This is a genomic window from Cryptobacterium curtum DSM 15641, assembly GCF_000023845.1.
Taxonomy (GTDB): domain Bacteria; phylum Actinomycetota; class Coriobacteriia; order Coriobacteriales; family Eggerthellaceae; genus Cryptobacterium; species Cryptobacterium curtum.
Genome location: NC_013170.1, coordinates 780179 through 794906, shown reverse-complemented (window position 1 = coordinate 794906; position 14728 = coordinate 780179). Strand labels below are relative to the sequence as shown.

The following is a 14728-nucleotide window of genomic DNA, read 5'->3' as shown; positions in this document are numbered from 1 at the left end:
GCTATTCTTCAAACTCCAGATCGTCGAAGTCAACCTTTTCAACAACGCCTGCAACTTGAGCAAGGGACGCACCCAGCAAAGTAGCTGTCGGTGTCGATGTAGCTGCAGATGCTGATGAAAGCTCTTCGGTGCTGAATAAACGCGCTGACGCATTCTCTTGAACGGTATTCCCATCCCGCTGCGATACCGATGCGCGCGATGAAAAACTGCCTTCACCCGCACCTGCCTGTGCAGCTTCAGCAGCACCCTCGCTCGTATCAATTTGCAAAGACGGTACAACATGCGCAGCCGAAAGACGCTGTCTAATAAACTGCCTTGTTTCGTTGTCGGGGGCATATTCATCAAGTGCCGGAAGATCCTCGAGCGAACGCAGTCCAAACTTCTCAAGAAAGGTACGCGAAGTTGCATAGAGAATGGGATTGCCTGGAGCCTCGGCGCAACCCGCCTCGCGTACGAGACCTTTTTCAATCAGCGAATTAAGCGGACTATCGGAATTAACGCCACGCACATTTGCGATACCCTGCCGCGTTACCGGTTGAGCCCAAGCAACAATCGCAAGCACTTCAAGTGCCGCCCGCGAAAGCTTGCGGGTGTCCCACGACAATACATAGCGCTCAAGAAGATCGTGAAAGCAAGCGCGCGTACGCAACTGCCAGCCACCAGCAACCTCAGAAAGTTCCAAACCACCTAATTGCACAGCAAATTTTTCGCGCAGACTTTCAAGCGCTGCAGTAACCTGCAGTGGATCTATCTCAAGTGCATCAGCAAGCGTGATAGCACTGACGGGCTCGCCACTGACAAACAGAAGTGCTTCGAGCGCACCCTCGAGCGTCTCACCGTTCAATTCTTCAGCCATCTAGTGTCTTCCTTCGTTATATTTACCAGCTGCCACTGGGCGTTCTTCTGCCTGCTGCTGTGAAGCGTCACTATTTTCTATCTGCTGATGCGCGACTTCGCTATTTTCTGCCCGCTGCTTTTCGACTTCACTATCCTGCGGCATATCAGTACTCGCAGCAGCAGATTCGTCAGTAGAATCCGGCTTGTCGATAAAGAACTCGCTTGCCCCCTCAAGACGCTCCATGACGATGTCACCAAACGGCGTATCCTGCTGAACGCGTATCATCGAGCGCTTGTACAACTCAAGCATTGCCAGAAAGGTCACGACCGCCAAGGCAGGATCGGCATCCGCATCGAGTAAGTCGGAAAAGGCAAGCCGTCCTGAGGTGCGTATACGCTCCCACATATCGTGCGCTCGCGTCTCAACAGGAATAGGTTCGGCCGCAATATGATCACTTTCCAATAAGAATGGATCGCGTCGCGATGTCACCTGTACACACAGATGCGCCAATTCATCAAGTGAAACACCTTCAAGATAGTCAGGAACTGCACTCAATAGATCGCTTGAGGGACCACACAGGCGAGCATGGAGACGTGCTTCTTGAGCGCCGCGCTCATCAAGATAATCGGAAGCATTCTTAAATTGCTTATACGTTATCAGTCGCTCGATAAGCAGCTCACGCGCTTCATGCGGGTCGAGCCGCTCAAGTTCTTCGTCATCGATATCGCTATCCTCAAGGATCAGGCTTTTCGCTTTAATCTCGAGAAGGGTTGCAGCTACCAGCAGAAAATCGCTCGCCACATCCAAATCAATCGCCTGCATACGTGCAACCTCAGCGAGATACTGCTGTGTTACTTCGGCGATAGAAATTGAAGCGATATCAACCCGCTGTCGGCTGACTAAGTACAGCAGCAGATCAAACGGCCCCTCGAAGCTTTCTATACGTACGTGATATGACACAAGACCTCACGAACGATAGCGTTGTGTCTGCTCAGCAATAAGCCCCTCATCGGCAAAGTAATCAATACGCATTGCGCGCTTTACTTCAGAAAGGGTCTCCCCTGCTGCCGCTTGCGCCCGCTTGCATCCAGCAGCAAGCAAATCATACAGGGTAGGAATATTGCATTCCCATTCATGTCGACGTGCTCTGATGGGTGAAAGCGTTTCCTCGAGAATCTTATTGAGGAATTGCTTGCACTTCACATCGCCCAAGCCACCGCGCCGATAATGGTCTTTCAGTTCGTCGAGGCTGGCGTATTCAGGCAAAAATTCTGCAAAATGCTCCGGCTTACAAAAAGCATCCAGATAGGTAAAGACAGCATTGCCTTCAACATGCCCTGGATCGGCAAGGTTTACATGCGCGGGATCGGTATACATGCTCCGAACCTTGGCCGCTACTTCTTCGGGTGAATCCGCCAGATAGATTCCGTTTCCTAACGATTTGCTCATCTTTGCTTTGCCGTCAATACCCGGCAAGCGCTTTGATGATTCCTCGGTTGGTATCAACGCTTCAGGCTCAATAAGCACCGGGCCATAAGTACGGTTGAAACTGCGCACGATCTCGCGTGTCTGTTCGATCATAGGCAGCTGATCAACTCCCACCGGAACCGTTGTTGCCTTAAAGGCAGTAATATCCGATGCTTGGCTAATCGGATAGGTGAAGAACCCACACGGCACATCGGCGGCAAACCCGCGCATCTGTATTTCGCTTTTTACCGTTGGATTGCGCTGAACCCGCGCGACGGTTACCAGATTCATGTAATACGACGTCAACTCAAAGAGTTCAGGTATTTGTGACTGAATAAAAATTGTCGTTTTGGCAGGGTCAATACCACATGAAAGATAGTCGAGTGCCACTTCAACAATATTCTGGCGCACCTTTTCTGGATTGTCGGCATTGTCGGTAAGCGCCTGAGCATCGGCAATCATGATGAAGATCTCATCGAAGGTACCGGAATTCTGCAACGCAACGCGCTCGCGCAGCGACCCAACATAGTGACCAACGTGCAGGCGACCGGTGGGACGGTCCCCCGTAAGAATAATCTTCTGTTGCGGCTCAACAAACGAAGTTGCTTCACCGTCATGAGCATCGGATGAGCACTCAGGCATATCCTTGGACATATCGACTCCTCTTTGGACGATGTTCCCTCGCGTATACACGCTAAGAGATGTGGTACGGAAATAGGATATTCGCCAAATTACCTGCGGTCGCCTGTAAATACAGAGACAGTGGATTTATGGGAAATAGATACGGCACAACAAACAACAAAACAAGGAGCACTGGCATCGCGTACTGCTGTACCTGATAGTAAGCAGGTAAGTACCGTTCGGGCAGTATAAATGCGAAAATGCTTGAACCATCGAGCGGCGGAATCGGTATGAGATTAAAAAACATCAGATACAGATTGATAAGCGTATACAGCGGCAAAAATACCAGATAGAAATAGGCAAAAAGATCGTTTTGAGCCGTTACGGTTGACGTAGCTACAGGGTAAAGCAGCCACGCAATGGCAGCTGCAACAATCGCTTGCACCAGGTTTGCTGCCGGACCGGCAAGCCCAACGATTAAATCACCTTTACGCTTATCCTTAAAATAGAGCGGATTATACGGCACCGGTTTGGCATATCCGAAAATGGGCGCGTTAGCCAGCATGAGAATAAGCGGGAGCAATACGGTGCCAAATGGGTCGATATGGCGCAAGGGGTTAATGGAAAGTCGTCCTGCCTGGCGAGCCGTTGGATCTCCCAACTTATACGCAGCAAAACCATGTGACACTTCATGCAAGACAATGGCAGGCACAAAGGCAAGAATGCTACAGAAGTAATATGCAATCGTATTAACAGTCATAGCTAGTCAGTATAGCCCGGTCACCTACATGAAGCGACGAGGACAGTCATGACTCCTGAACACTTCATAACCTACTACCGTATTAGGCCGCCCACCACCTTATTGAAAGCCCTACTGACTATCCATTGCGCGCTCTATTTCTTCACTTAGTTCCAGCCATTCATCCTCAGCAGCTGCGAGGCGTTCCTTCAAGCGAGCGTGCTCGCCTATCACATCGCTTGACGCGGATTCATTCGTATAGAACGTTGGGTCTGCCAAGAGTTCGAGCACTTCATCAAGACGTTTTCGATCCGCTTCCATCTGCTTTTCAAGCGCCGCAGCACGCTTACGCTGGCTTTTAAGCGCTTCCCATGCGTGGCGACGGCTGCGCGCCTCTTCGCGTTTTTGTTGCTTGGTTTGTGCCGTAGCACCCGAACCAGCACGCGCCGAAGCGCTTACCGATACATGAGCTGCTTGCTGACTGGGACGACGCGGATCTGCTTTTTTACCGGCATGACCGTTGCCTGCTTGACCGTCCGGTAGCGTATCTTGCCCCGTTTTGTAGAGATAGTAATTGTAATCACCGGCATAGTCAGAAACCTTACCAGGCATAATCTCGATAATGCGATTTGCGACACCTTGTATCAAATGACGATCATGGGTAATCAGAACAACGGTTCCCTCAAACGCGCGCAAGGCTTGTTCAAGCACATCAACACTTTGAATGTCCAGATGGTTTGTCGGTTCGTCAAGACAGAGTAGCGGCTTGGGCGCCACCAACATCTTAGCTAAGGCTAGGCGCGCTTTTTCTCCGCCTGAAAGCACGGAAACACGCTTTTCAACATCATCACCGGTAAACAAAAAAGCGCCGAGCAGAGAACGCACCTGCGAAATGCTCCATCCTGGCGCGGCGTGATCAAGCTCTTCAAAGACCGTATTTCCTGCATGAAGTTCTTCAAGCTGATGTTGAGCATAATAGGTACGCTCAACATGCACACCCAGTTTGATTGTGCCCGAATCGGGAGGCAACACACCAGCAATCATCTTAAGCAGTGTCGACTTCCCGGCACCATTAGGGCCAACCAGCGCAATTTTTTGCCCACGGTGTATTGATAGATCAAGTCCATCGTAAATATGATGCATGCCGTACGATTTACACACGTGCGCCAATGAGACAACCATCTCGCCCGTACGCGGTGGCTGCTTAAAATTAAAATGAACCGCTCGACGCTCGGGCGGCACCACAATGGGTTCCATCCGCTCGAGCTTTCGTATCCGATCCTGCACTTGCTTGGCTTTCGTTGCCTTATAGCGAAACCGTTCGATAAACGCTTCGAGATGTTCACGTTCTTCTTGCTGATGAGCTGCCGCAGAACGCAATTGTGCAAGACGCTCCTCGCGCTCTTTAAGATAGGCACTATAGTTGCCCGTGAATAGGTGTACCTGTCCTTGATCAATTTCAGCGACACGATCAACCATATTGTCCATAAAGACACGGTCATGGCTGACCACTACAACGGTACCCTCGTAACTGTGCAAGAAACCTTCAAGCCATTTGACGCTTTCAAGGTCGAGATGATTAGTCGGCTCGTCGAGCATCAGGACATCGGGACTGCGCACGAGCAACTTCGCGAGCGCAATGCGCATCTGCCAACCACCCGAAAAATCACTGGTCGTTTTTTTCATATCTTCTTCGGTGAAGCCCAAGCCAAACAACACCGCTCGCACCTTCGGTTCGAGTGTGTAGCCACCCATCATTTCATAGGCATCGCGCGCGCGACCAAGTGCTTCTAGTTCAGCGGTTGATGGATTGGCAGAAAGTGATGTCTCAAGGCTATGAAGACGACTGGCAGCTTCAATTATTTCAACTTGACCAGACATAACCTCATCGAAAATAGTGCGATCTTCCATCTCGATAGCTTCTTGCTCGAGATAGCCGACGCGCGCACCGCGAGCTAATACCACCCGGCCGTCATCAGGATCTTCAGTCCCAGAAATAATGTTAAGCAGTGTGGTTTTACCCGCGCCATTGGGCCCAACCAGCGCAAGCCGATCGCCCGCTTCTAACTTAAAGGTGACGTCCTCAAACAATGTGCGTGCACCAAACGACTTGGATATATGCTCCAACTGTATGATCATGGAATTTCCTGCTAGTATTCGTTAAGACAAACGAATAGAGGTTATCAAAGATTGCCCGGTAACGCACGCAGTAACATTGCTTCGGGTAAACCGAGAGGAACCACCATGCATTGTATTGTTGCATCCGACTATGAAGATATGAGCCGCAAGGCCGCTGATATGATTACCAAACAAATCCAAATGAAACCCGCCTGTCGGCTGGGCTTAGCAACCGGATCAACTCCACTTGGCACCTATGCCAACCTCGTAGCAGATTATCAACGTGGTGCTATTAGTTTTGCGGATGTAACCACCTTTAATCTCGATGAATACCGTGGTCTTGATGGCACCCATCAGCAAAGCTACCGTTATTTTATGAACAAGCACCTCTTCGATCTGGTCGATATCGACAAAAATCGCACTCATGTTCCCGATGGTTCAAATGACGATGCCCATGCGGTCTGTATAAATTACGAACAGGATATTGATGCGACAGGTGGTATCGATCTGCAGTTGCTTGGTATCGGACACAATGGCCACATTGGCTTCAACGAACCCAACGATGCATTCCCGGTGCTTACCCATCTGGTTGATCTCACGCAGAGTACGATTACTGCAAACAGCCGGCTTTTCGATTCAACTGAAGAAGTACCTCGGCAGGCTTACACCATGGGCATTGGAACAATTATGAAAGCGCGAAAGGTACTTCTTATTGCAAGCGGTGCCGATAAAGCTCGCATTATTGCCGACGCCGTTGCGGGACCAGTTACTCCACAGGTACCAGCAAGTATTCTGCAGCTTCACCCGCATGCTACCGTACTAATCGATAAAGAAGCAGCAGCTCTTATTGCTGATTCACCTGTCGCGGCTCACTGATGCAAAATAAAGATAACAAAGAGATAGTTTCGTATCCCCCCCTCATGTTCGCTTCAAGAGCGTGTCAGATAACGCGTACATTTATGAACCGATGCGTTTTACAATGCTCGTATCACGGTGAAAGGATAGCCATATGTCCGCTTCAACAATATGTCTGCGCGGCAGTCGCGTATTCGACGGTACTGGTTTTACTGCCGCTTCGGTTGTGATCAAAGACGATCGTATCAGCCGCATTGTTGAACCTGATATTCCCGTTCAAGCTGATGAAGTTATTGATGCACACGGTTTTGTCGTGGCTCCCGGCCTGATTGATCTTCATTTCCATGGCTGCTGTGGTCACGATTTTTGTGACGGAACATCAGAAGCACTTTCAGCCATAGCCCGCAGTGAAGCATCATGGGGTATTACGTCCATCTGCCCGGCAACTATGACCTTTCCTGAAGATCGCTTGCTTACCGTTATGAAAACGGCTGCTCGCTGGAAGGCAGCTGATGATGAAGCGGCTCTTGTCGGCATTAATATGGAAGGTCCATTTATTTCACCAGGGAAAATAGGTGCTCAGAACCCCCACTTTGTACAACAGCCTAACATCGCCATGATGCACCGTTTGATGGATGCATCAGAAGGACTTGTCAAACTGGTTGATATTGCTCCTGAAGAAACAGGCGCCATCGAATTTATCGAACAGCTTCATCGCGACGTGCGCATTTCTATTGCACATACCTGTGCCACGTACAAACAAGCACGCAGTGCCTTTGAAGCGGGTGCGCGACAGGTTACCCATCTGTACAACGCCATGCCACCCTTGCACCACCGTGCTCCAGGACCTATCCCTGCGGCAGTAGAAGAAGATGGTGTTTCCGCTGAGATCATTACTGATGGCATTCATGTTTCTGCCGCCATGGTGCGCTTAGCGTTCCAGCTGTTCACCGGTGCGCGCATGATTCTTATCAGCGATTCAATGATGGCCTGTGGTATGGGAGACGGCACCTTTGAACTTGGTGGTCAGGCAGTTTCGGTCACGGATCGCCGTGCCACCCTAGTCGACGGAACGCTTGCGGGGTCGGCTTCAAATTTAGCCGACTGTCTTGCATGGGCTATTACCGAAGCGGATATACCTGCCGAAGTGGCACTGCGCAGTGCCACCGCCAACCCAGCGCAAGCACTAGGTATCGCCGATGAAGTTGGCAGCATTGGTGCTGGTAAAAAAGCTGACCTTGTTCTGTTTGATAGCAGTTGGAAAGTGGCTGGTGTTATCTTACGCGGCCGAGTGATTAAGCCTCTTCAATTGCCTGCGTAAACCAGGTTGTAATCGACGTGGGATGCGTAATTGCCGTTCCTACTACACAAGCCCAGGCACCAGCCTTAATGGCCGCTGCGGCTTGATTGGGTGTATGAATGCGTCCTTCACAGAAGACGGGTGTTTCCCCAGCCGCCGCTACTGCTTGGCGCACTAAATCGAGATCGGGCCCTTCAGTTGCCGGACGATCATTTGTATAGCCTGCAAGAGTTGTTGAAACAATATCAACCTGTACATCAAGTGCACGCTGGACATCATCCATACTCCCGCAATCAGCCATAATCAACGTGTCAGTAGCACGGCGCAGCGCGTCAACCGTTTGGGCAAAGGTTCTACCGTCGGGTCGGGGACGCCCCGTTGCATCGAGCGCCACAATATCAGCGCCTGCTGAAACACAGGCAAGAGCATGGCGTAATGTCGGGGTGATATAAACCCCTTCGTGCCCTTCTTTCCATAACCCAATAACGGGAATGTCAACGCGACCCTTGATGGCAGCGATGTCGGCAAGACCCTGACAACGAATGGCTGCCGCCCCACCCCGCCATGCAGCGTGTGCCATCTGTGCCATTGTTTCAGGGTGACGCAATGGCTCATTCGGGTAGGCCTGACAACTTACCACCAAGGACCCTTTAAGCTGTTCAATCAGAGGATCAACCATGTGTGTGTGTTCTCCTTCCGCAGGGTTTCTAAACCCATCACCCACTGAGCAACTATAAACCAGCGCTATAAGCCCGTTAACTCAAGGGAATCAAGCAAGTCTTCAGCAGCGCCGATAAGCGGTGCTTCGCCACCAAGAGCGGCATCGACAATACGAGTTTGTGCTACCGGGTCGAGTGCCTGCGATTGATACCCCGCACTCAAGGCTTCACGCCAAGGAGCACCTGCTCGACAGACCGATCCTGCCAGAATAACCAATTCGGGATCGAGAATATTAACCCACGAGGCAATCGATTCACCAAGGGCAAATCCGGCATCGTGCAGTACCTGTAGTGCACGCGTATCTCCTGCTTGGGCCTGTGCTGATACCCACGCACCGCCGCGCGCTTCATCAAATGATGGATCCGCCGCTGAAACCCCCTGATATAAAGCACCAATGCCCTGACCAGAAGCGATAGATTCAATATGAGCAAACCGGCCGCATTGGCATTCCATATCACGTGCCGCAGGATGAAGAGTATGGCCAATGTGTCCTGCAATCCCGTGTGCACCACGTAAGACGCGTCCGGCAATAACTAACGCGCCACCTAAGCCGGTACCTGGAGCAACAAGCAAACAACTGGATACTCCCCGTGCGGCACCCCACCGCGCCTCGCCGAGCGCATGAGCCTGCACATCACCCATAACCGATGCGGGTAGCCCAAAGGCATAGCGCAAGCGTGCTGCTACGGGCATGCCAGTCCAGCCAGGCATAATGTCGTTTGCGCTGGCAATTGACCCGTCGTGCGGATCGGGACAGCCTGCGGTGCCCACGCCAATGCCGAAGACCCCGTCCATAAAGGAATCTCCCTCTTGCACGCGCGCTTCATCAAGGCAGGCACGCACCACACCAATGATGGTGCCCATCACGTGCTCGCCTCCCAGCGCTGCTTCAGTGGGAACTTCTTTATGATATGAAAGAACAGGTGGCTGGAGTCCTTCGAACGAAACGATGGCGCAGGCAATCTTCGTGCCACCAACATCGACGCCAACGGCCCGATACGAACGATGTACACGCGGATTGAGAAACCGCCTTTCCTCGACCGCTTCCATGTCTAGCGTGTACGCAATGGCATAGAAGGATCAAGCATGCCACATTCGGCAAGAACGCGGGCGATATGAGCTACATCAGATCCGTCAAGCGGCTGAACGGGTTCACGCATCTGATTGGTGTCGAAGACGCCCATTTGCCAGAGGGCTGTCTTGAAGGCACCCACGCCAGCACCAAAGCCGACTTCCTTAACAATGCCGCGCGTTACCCACATAAGACGGGCTAACAGGTCCTGTTCTTCTTTTACCTTCTGCCAATCGCCCTGCTCGGCTGCCTGCTGCATGCGTACATACGCACACGGATTCACGTTGGCTAAACCAGGCACCGAACCATCCGCACCGCCCAAAAGGGCGCCATCGACAGCAACCTCATGGCCGGTAAGAAGCGACAAGGGATGACCTGCGTCTTCGTTAAGAAGCACCAACCAACGGAACTGCACATCGTCACCTGAGGAATCCTTCACGCCTTGAAGAACGCCATCGCGCCCCAGACGTACAAGCATTTCAGGTTCGAGTTTCGTGTGAACGCAGACCGGTAAGTCATAGGCAAATAACGGCAGGTCGCAGGCTTCGCGAATCAGGCGGAAATGCCGTTCGTTTTCACGAGGACCACCTAACGCATAAAAGGGAGCGGTAGCCACCAGGGCATCAACGCCGTATTCCTGAGCGCGCTTTGCCTGTTCGATCACGCGTAAGGTTTCCATATCGATGATTCCTGCCAAAACTGGCACCCGACCATCGACAATGCGAACCGCTTCGCCCAAAAGTTCATAGCGCTGCGCATCGTTCATAAACGCGACCTCGCCACTTGAACCCATAATAAACAGGCCATTGACGCCCGCTTCAATCATGCGATTAATCGACCGTTCAAACGACTTCACATCGAGGTTGCGCTCGTTGTCAAGCGGAACGACAACCGGAGGAATAACACCGTAGAATTGCTTATTTGCCATAAGACTATGCCTTCATTTCTTTCAGACTGTATCGGCGGCTGTTTCGTGCCGCAGCCGACTATAGCGCGCACGGTTCACACGTCAAGTATTCACGTGGTACAGGCGCCCTGTGTAATTCTTACCGCTATCGAATGATTGATCCAATAGCGGTAAGTTAACTATCATCACGCCTTCAAAACAGAAGGGTCAGGATGAAGTAAGGACGGCGCTGCACCAAGCAACTTTCTTGTGTAGTCATCCTTTGGATGTTCAAACACTTCCGTTGCCGGACCGCGCTCAACACAGACACCTTTGTTCATAACGCAAATGGTATCGCTGATGTAGCGCACCGTCTGAATATCGTGGCTGATAAAGACCATCGCTAGTCCAAGGTCTTTGCGCAGGTCGGTTAGTAAGTTGAGAATTTGAGCACGTACCGATACATCAAGCGCACTTGTTGGTTCGTCGGCGATAATCGCATCAGGTTTCAGTGAAAGGGCGCGCGCAATAGCCACACGCTGGCGCTGGCCGCCAGAAAGCTGTCCTGGTAGCGCTCCCATGACTGATGTGGGAAGCCCCACCATGCCAATAAGCTCAAGTGCGCGCTTTTCCCGTTCAGCGGGTGTACCCACCTTATGGATATTCAGCGGGTCGATAAGTTGATCATGCACGGACATACGTGCATTCAGTGCGGTTGCCGGATCCTGGAAAATAACCGAGATAACACGTCCCATACGACGACGCAGCGCCGGGGTACGACGTGTGACATCTTCGCCTTTGAACAAGACGCGCCCGCTGGTTGGTTCCTGCAAGCCACACATCACATTAGCCGTTGTCGACTTGCCGCACCCCGATTCACCCACAATACCAAGCACTTCACCAGGTGCTACCTGTAAATCGAGATCGCGTACCGCATGCACTTTATTGGGGTGAATCAGTGACCCTGTACGCGTTTTATACACCACGTTAAGCTTTTCAAGCTTAATAATGGGTTCTGTCGTGTTTGAGGCTGCTGCCGAGTTGGTAGCTTCCATCGCACTTGTATCATTCGAATTCATCGGCGAATTGCTCATGCGACACCTCCCTTCTGCGCCACGGGTTCAAGCCCAACGCGCGCAAGTTCTTCATCGGGAAGTTCAGCATAATAGTGGTCGGTTTGCCCCCAACGCTTGATAACCGGACGTACCGATGAAGAAACATCCGAATGGCTTGACCGCGGAGCAAAACGATCACCTGCTGCGAAATCACGTGGACTCGGCACCGATCCAGGCACCTGGTGAAGGCGTCCTCCCCCTGCTTCAATGGAAAGCACCGAACCCAACAGGCCACGCGTGTACTCGTGAATAGGACTTGTCAGAATATCGTTGACAGGGCCCTGTTCAACAACCTGACCGGCATACATGACAGTAATCGAATTTGCCACTTCAGCAACAAGCGCCAGATCGTGGCTTACAAACACCATCGCAAAGCCCAGTTCTTTCTGCAGCTTATTCAGCAGATCAATAACCTGCTTTTGCACTGTTACATCAAGCGCTGTTGTGGGCTCGTCACAGATAATCAATTTTGGATCGCGCGTTAGTGCCATAGCGATCAGCACACGCTGGCGCTGTCCGCCAGACAGCTCATGCGGATACGAATCAAGCGTACGCTTTGGATCAAGCCCCACGAGCGTCAGTAATTCTTCAGCCGAACGCGTACCACCACGGCGAGTTAGCTGCCGCATCTGTTTGCGAATAAGCATCGACGGATTCAAAGACGACAGCGCATCTTGATAGACCATCGCAATCTCGCGACCGCGCAAGTCATTCATTTCAGCAGCGGACATCTTCAGAAGGTCTTGGCCCTGATAGAGTATTCGCCCTGATGTAATGCGGGCACGCGGATCAAGCAGGCCCATAACCGCCAGTGACGTAATGGACTTACCGCAGCCTGATTCCCCAACCAAACCCATGGTTTGACGCGGCCGCACGACAAAGCTCACATGATCGATCACATCAACATCGCCATGCCGTGGGAAAGCAATCGAAAGATCTTCAACCACCAGTATCGGATCAACTTCAGTATGTGCCATAAACCGGTCGGTACGATGCTGTTCAACCTCTTTCAGTTCTGCAAGTCGCGCTGAAAGAGATGTGGCCTGGGCAGCGTAAGCAAGCTTCGGGTCGGCCACCATCTTATCGGCTTCACGCGACCCAACCAGGTCGTCAGCATCTATATTGACAGCGGATTTTGGTGCCGCCATAGCGTCGGTAATGCCTTCAGAGAGAATGTTGAGACACAGTACCGTAATCATAATAGCTAAGCCAGGGAACAGCGCCTGCCACCACCGACCAGCAAGTACGCCGCTGCGTGCATCAGCAAGAATATTACCCCAGGTGGGAGTAGGCTCAGGAATGCCAGCACTAATGAATGAAAGACTGGCCTCAAAAACGATAGCATCAGCTACCTGCAAAATGGTAAACACGACAACCGGTGCCAAACAATTGCGCACAACGTGCTTAGATAAAATCCAAGGAGCGCGTGCCCCAGCCACTACCACCGCACGAACATAGTCTTTCCCATATTCACTGGTCACATTGGCGGCAACAACGCGGGCAATCTGTGGGATATACAAAAAGGCAATCGCCACAATAAGCGAAAATACCGAATTGCCAAACACGGTTACAAACACTGCCGCCAAGGCAATACCCGGGAAGGACATAATGATGTCCATAATGCGCATGATAATCTCGTTGACAACTTTGCTTGAAACAGCTGCCAACGCGCCAAAAATCGAACCGATTACAAGTGCTAGTGCTGTAGAGCATAAACCAATTACCAGCGAATAACGTGCGCCAAAGATCATGCGCGACAGTACATCACGACCCTTATCGTCGGTACCAAATAGAAAATCGGCACTCGGAGCCTGACGAGCAGTAAAGATCTCAAGAGGATTATGTGGCGCAATCTGCGCGGCAAACACAGCAGCAAGAGCAATGACCAAAAGCACAATAAGACTGAGCTTTGCACCAAACGTCATGCTACGCAGGCGACGCAAACGCATACGCCCGGCCTGTGCTTCCATTTTGGCAGTAGTGCCTTCACGAAACTTCAGCATGTCTACACCGTCCTAATCCGCGGATTAATAACGATATAGAGCATATCGACCACAATGTTGATTAGGATAAACGTGACTGCCACAACCAGGGTAACGCCCTGCACCAGGGTGGGATAATTCTCTTGCACACCTTGCAAAATAGCCATGCCCATCCCCTGCAGATTGAAGATAACTTCAATAACCACCGCGCCACCGATAAGGTGACCGATTTTTAGACCAAGCACCGTCACAGGAGTAATAAGCGCGTTGCGCAGTACATTGCGCGCAATCACTACGTTGCGGGGTATGCCAAATCCGATAGCGGTACGCACGTAGTCTTTGTCGAGTTCTTCGACCATGGCAGTACGGATTACACGTGTCATCTGCCCAGCAACCGGCACACCTAAAGCAAATGCTGGCATTGCCATACGTGCCAAATACCCACCCGGATTGGCTGTAAATGACGGTAACTGCCCCGAAGCAGGCAGGGCATGAAGCATTGAAGAAAACAGCAGAATTAACAACACCGCGAGCCAAAACGAAGGTGTCGCAATGCAGGCAATACTAAACACGCGAATAACCTTGTCGGGCCAACGATCGCGATAGAGCGCTGACACCACACCAAGAATCAGTGAAAGAACGACCGCGATAATAAGCCCGATAAACGTTAACTGCAGCGTTATAGGCAGCGCTGTCGCTACTTTGGCAGCTACTGAACTTTCATTGGCTCCATACGTTCCAAGGCTGCCCTGCACCATGCCTGCCATGAAATTACCGTATTGAACAATCCAAGGGTCGTTGAGCCCATGAGCAGCGCGATAAGCATCAAGTGCCTCTTGAGAAGCACCTTCTCCCAAGGCTGAATACGCCGGATCAATCGGTGAAAAGGACATGATGAAAAAGACGAGAATCGTGACGCCCAGCACCATGATAGGCAAAGCAATCAGGCGCTTGCCCACCAATCGCAGCAGGTTGTTCACCGTATTCCCCTTTCGTCTGCGTGTACTTATTTGTG

13 protein-coding genes are annotated in these 14728 nt (G+C 51.5%); 2 read left to right on the top strand and 11 right to left on the bottom strand.

Annotated elements, in window-relative coordinates; translation table 11 throughout:
* Window position 1: 1 nt before the first annotated feature.
* The 5 genes from scpB to CCUR_RS03355 form a co-directional block, all read right to left on the bottom strand.
* A complete protein-coding gene (gene scpB / locus CCUR_RS03375) occupies window positions 2-856 on the bottom strand; it encodes an SMC-Scp complex subunit ScpB (protein ID WP_012803079.1) in 855 nt (284 codons plus the stop codon).
* Window positions 857-1798, bottom strand: a complete 942-nt coding sequence (locus tag CCUR_RS03370; RefSeq protein WP_012803078.1) for a segregation and condensation protein A — start codon at window positions 1796-1798, stop codon at window positions 857-859.
* 6 nt (window positions 1799-1804) lie between these two features.
* Window positions 1805-2959 carry a tryptophan--tRNA ligase gene (gene trpS / locus CCUR_RS03365; RefSeq protein ID WP_012803077.1) on the bottom strand — a complete coding sequence of 385 codons (1155 nt, stop codon included), beginning with the start codon at window positions 2957-2959 and terminating at the stop codon, window positions 1805-1807.
* Between the two features lie 40 nt (window positions 2960-2999).
* Window positions 3000-3686, bottom strand: coding sequence for a site-2 protease family protein (locus tag CCUR_RS03360; protein ID WP_012803076.1), 687 nt, complete (start codon window positions 3684-3686; stop codon window positions 3000-3002).
* A gap of 111 nt (window positions 3687-3797) precedes the next feature.
* Window positions 3798-5804 (bottom strand): ABC-F family ATP-binding cassette domain-containing protein, encoded by a 2007-nt coding sequence (locus CCUR_RS03355; RefSeq protein WP_012803075.1) that lies wholly within the window; start codon window positions 5802-5804, stop codon window positions 3798-3800.
* A 105-nt stretch (window positions 5805-5909) separates the two neighbouring features.
* Between CCUR_RS03355 and nagB the strand changes: the two genes are divergently transcribed.
* The gene (nagB, locus tag CCUR_RS03350; RefSeq protein WP_012803074.1) at window positions 5910-6659 is read left to right on the top strand and encodes a glucosamine-6-phosphate deaminase; all 750 of its coding nucleotides are present in this window, start codon (window positions 5910-5912) and stop codon (window positions 6657-6659) included.
* A 133-nt stretch (window positions 6660-6792) separates the two neighbouring features.
* On the top strand, window positions 6793-7959 hold the full coding sequence (gene nagA / locus CCUR_RS03345; protein ID WP_012803073.1) for an N-acetylglucosamine-6-phosphate deacetylase: 1167 nt from the start codon (window positions 6793-6795) through the stop codon (window positions 7957-7959).
* Here nagA and CCUR_RS03340 read toward each other — a convergent pair.
* The 6 genes from CCUR_RS03340 to CCUR_RS03315 form a co-directional block, all read right to left on the bottom strand.
* A complete protein-coding gene (locus tag CCUR_RS03340; protein ID WP_012803072.1) occupies window positions 7934-8617 on the bottom strand; it encodes an N-acetylmannosamine-6-phosphate 2-epimerase in 684 nt (227 codons plus the stop codon). The genes nagA and CCUR_RS03340 overlap by 26 nt on opposite strands.
* 65 nt (window positions 8618-8682) lie before the next feature.
* Window positions 8683-9708, bottom strand: a complete 1026-nt coding sequence (locus tag CCUR_RS03335) for an ROK family protein (RefSeq protein WP_012803071.1) — start codon at window positions 9706-9708, stop codon at window positions 8683-8685.
* A 2-nt stretch (window positions 9709-9710) separates the two neighbouring features.
* On the bottom strand, window positions 9711-10658 hold the full coding sequence (locus CCUR_RS03330; RefSeq protein WP_012803070.1) for a dihydrodipicolinate synthase family protein: 948 nt from the start codon (window positions 10656-10658) through the stop codon (window positions 9711-9713).
* A gap of 164 nt (window positions 10659-10822) precedes the next feature.
* Window positions 10823-11710 (bottom strand): ABC transporter ATP-binding protein, encoded by an 888-nt coding sequence (locus CCUR_RS03325; RefSeq protein ID WP_012803069.1) that lies wholly within the window; start codon window positions 11708-11710, stop codon window positions 10823-10825.
* The gene (locus CCUR_RS03320) at window positions 11707-13734 is read right to left on the bottom strand and encodes a dipeptide/oligopeptide/nickel ABC transporter permease/ATP-binding protein (RefSeq protein WP_041225211.1); all 2028 of its coding nucleotides are present in this window, start codon (window positions 13732-13734) and stop codon (window positions 11707-11709) included. The genes CCUR_RS03325 and CCUR_RS03320 overlap by 4 nt, the downstream gene beginning before the upstream one ends.
* 2 nt (window positions 13735-13736) lie before the next feature.
* The gene (locus CCUR_RS03315) at window positions 13737-14693 is read right to left on the bottom strand and encodes an ABC transporter permease (protein WP_012803067.1); all 957 of its coding nucleotides are present in this window, start codon (window positions 14691-14693) and stop codon (window positions 13737-13739) included.
* Between the last annotated feature and the right edge of the window lie 35 nt (window positions 14694-14728).

What these genes read in the sequence shown, in the direction of transcription:
- scpB (WP_012803079.1), bottom strand. Translation starts at nt 856, where the DNA reads ATGGCTGAAGAATTGAACGGTGAGACGCTCGAGGGTGCGCTCGAAGCA.
- trpS (WP_012803077.1), bottom strand. Translation starts at nt 2,959, where the DNA reads ATGTCCAAGGATATGCCTGAGTGCTCATCCGATGCTCATGACGGTGAA.
- CCUR_RS03360 (WP_012803076.1), bottom strand. Translation starts at nt 3,686, where the DNA reads ATGACTGTTAATACGATTGCATATTACTTCTGTAGCATTCTTGCCTTT.
- CCUR_RS03355 (WP_012803075.1), bottom strand. Translation starts at nt 5,804, where the DNA reads ATGATCATACAGTTGGAGCATATATCCAAGTCGTTTGGTGCACGCACA.
- nagB (WP_012803074.1), top strand. Translation starts at nt 5,910, where the DNA reads ATGCATTGTATTGTTGCATCCGACTATGAAGATATGAGCCGCAAGGCC.
- nagA (WP_012803073.1), top strand. Translation starts at nt 6,793, where the DNA reads ATGTCCGCTTCAACAATATGTCTGCGCGGCAGTCGCGTATTCGACGGT.
- CCUR_RS03340 (WP_012803072.1), bottom strand. Translation starts at nt 8,617, where the DNA reads ATGGTTGATCCTCTGATTGAACAGCTTAAAGGGTCCTTGGTGGTAAGT.
- CCUR_RS03335 (WP_012803071.1), bottom strand. Translation starts at nt 9,708, where the DNA reads ATGGAAGCGGTCGAGGAAAGGCGGTTTCTCAATCCGCGTGTACATCGT.
- CCUR_RS03330 (WP_012803070.1), bottom strand. Translation starts at nt 10,658, where the DNA reads ATGGCAAATAAGCAATTCTACGGTGTTATTCCTCCGGTTGTCGTTCCG.
- CCUR_RS03325 (WP_012803069.1), bottom strand. Translation starts at nt 11,710, where the DNA reads ATGAGCAATTCGCCGATGAATTCGAATGATACAAGTGCGATGGAAGCT.
- CCUR_RS03320 (WP_041225211.1), bottom strand. Translation starts at nt 13,734, where the DNA reads ATGCTGAAGTTTCGTGAAGGCACTACTGCCAAAATGGAAGCACAGGCC.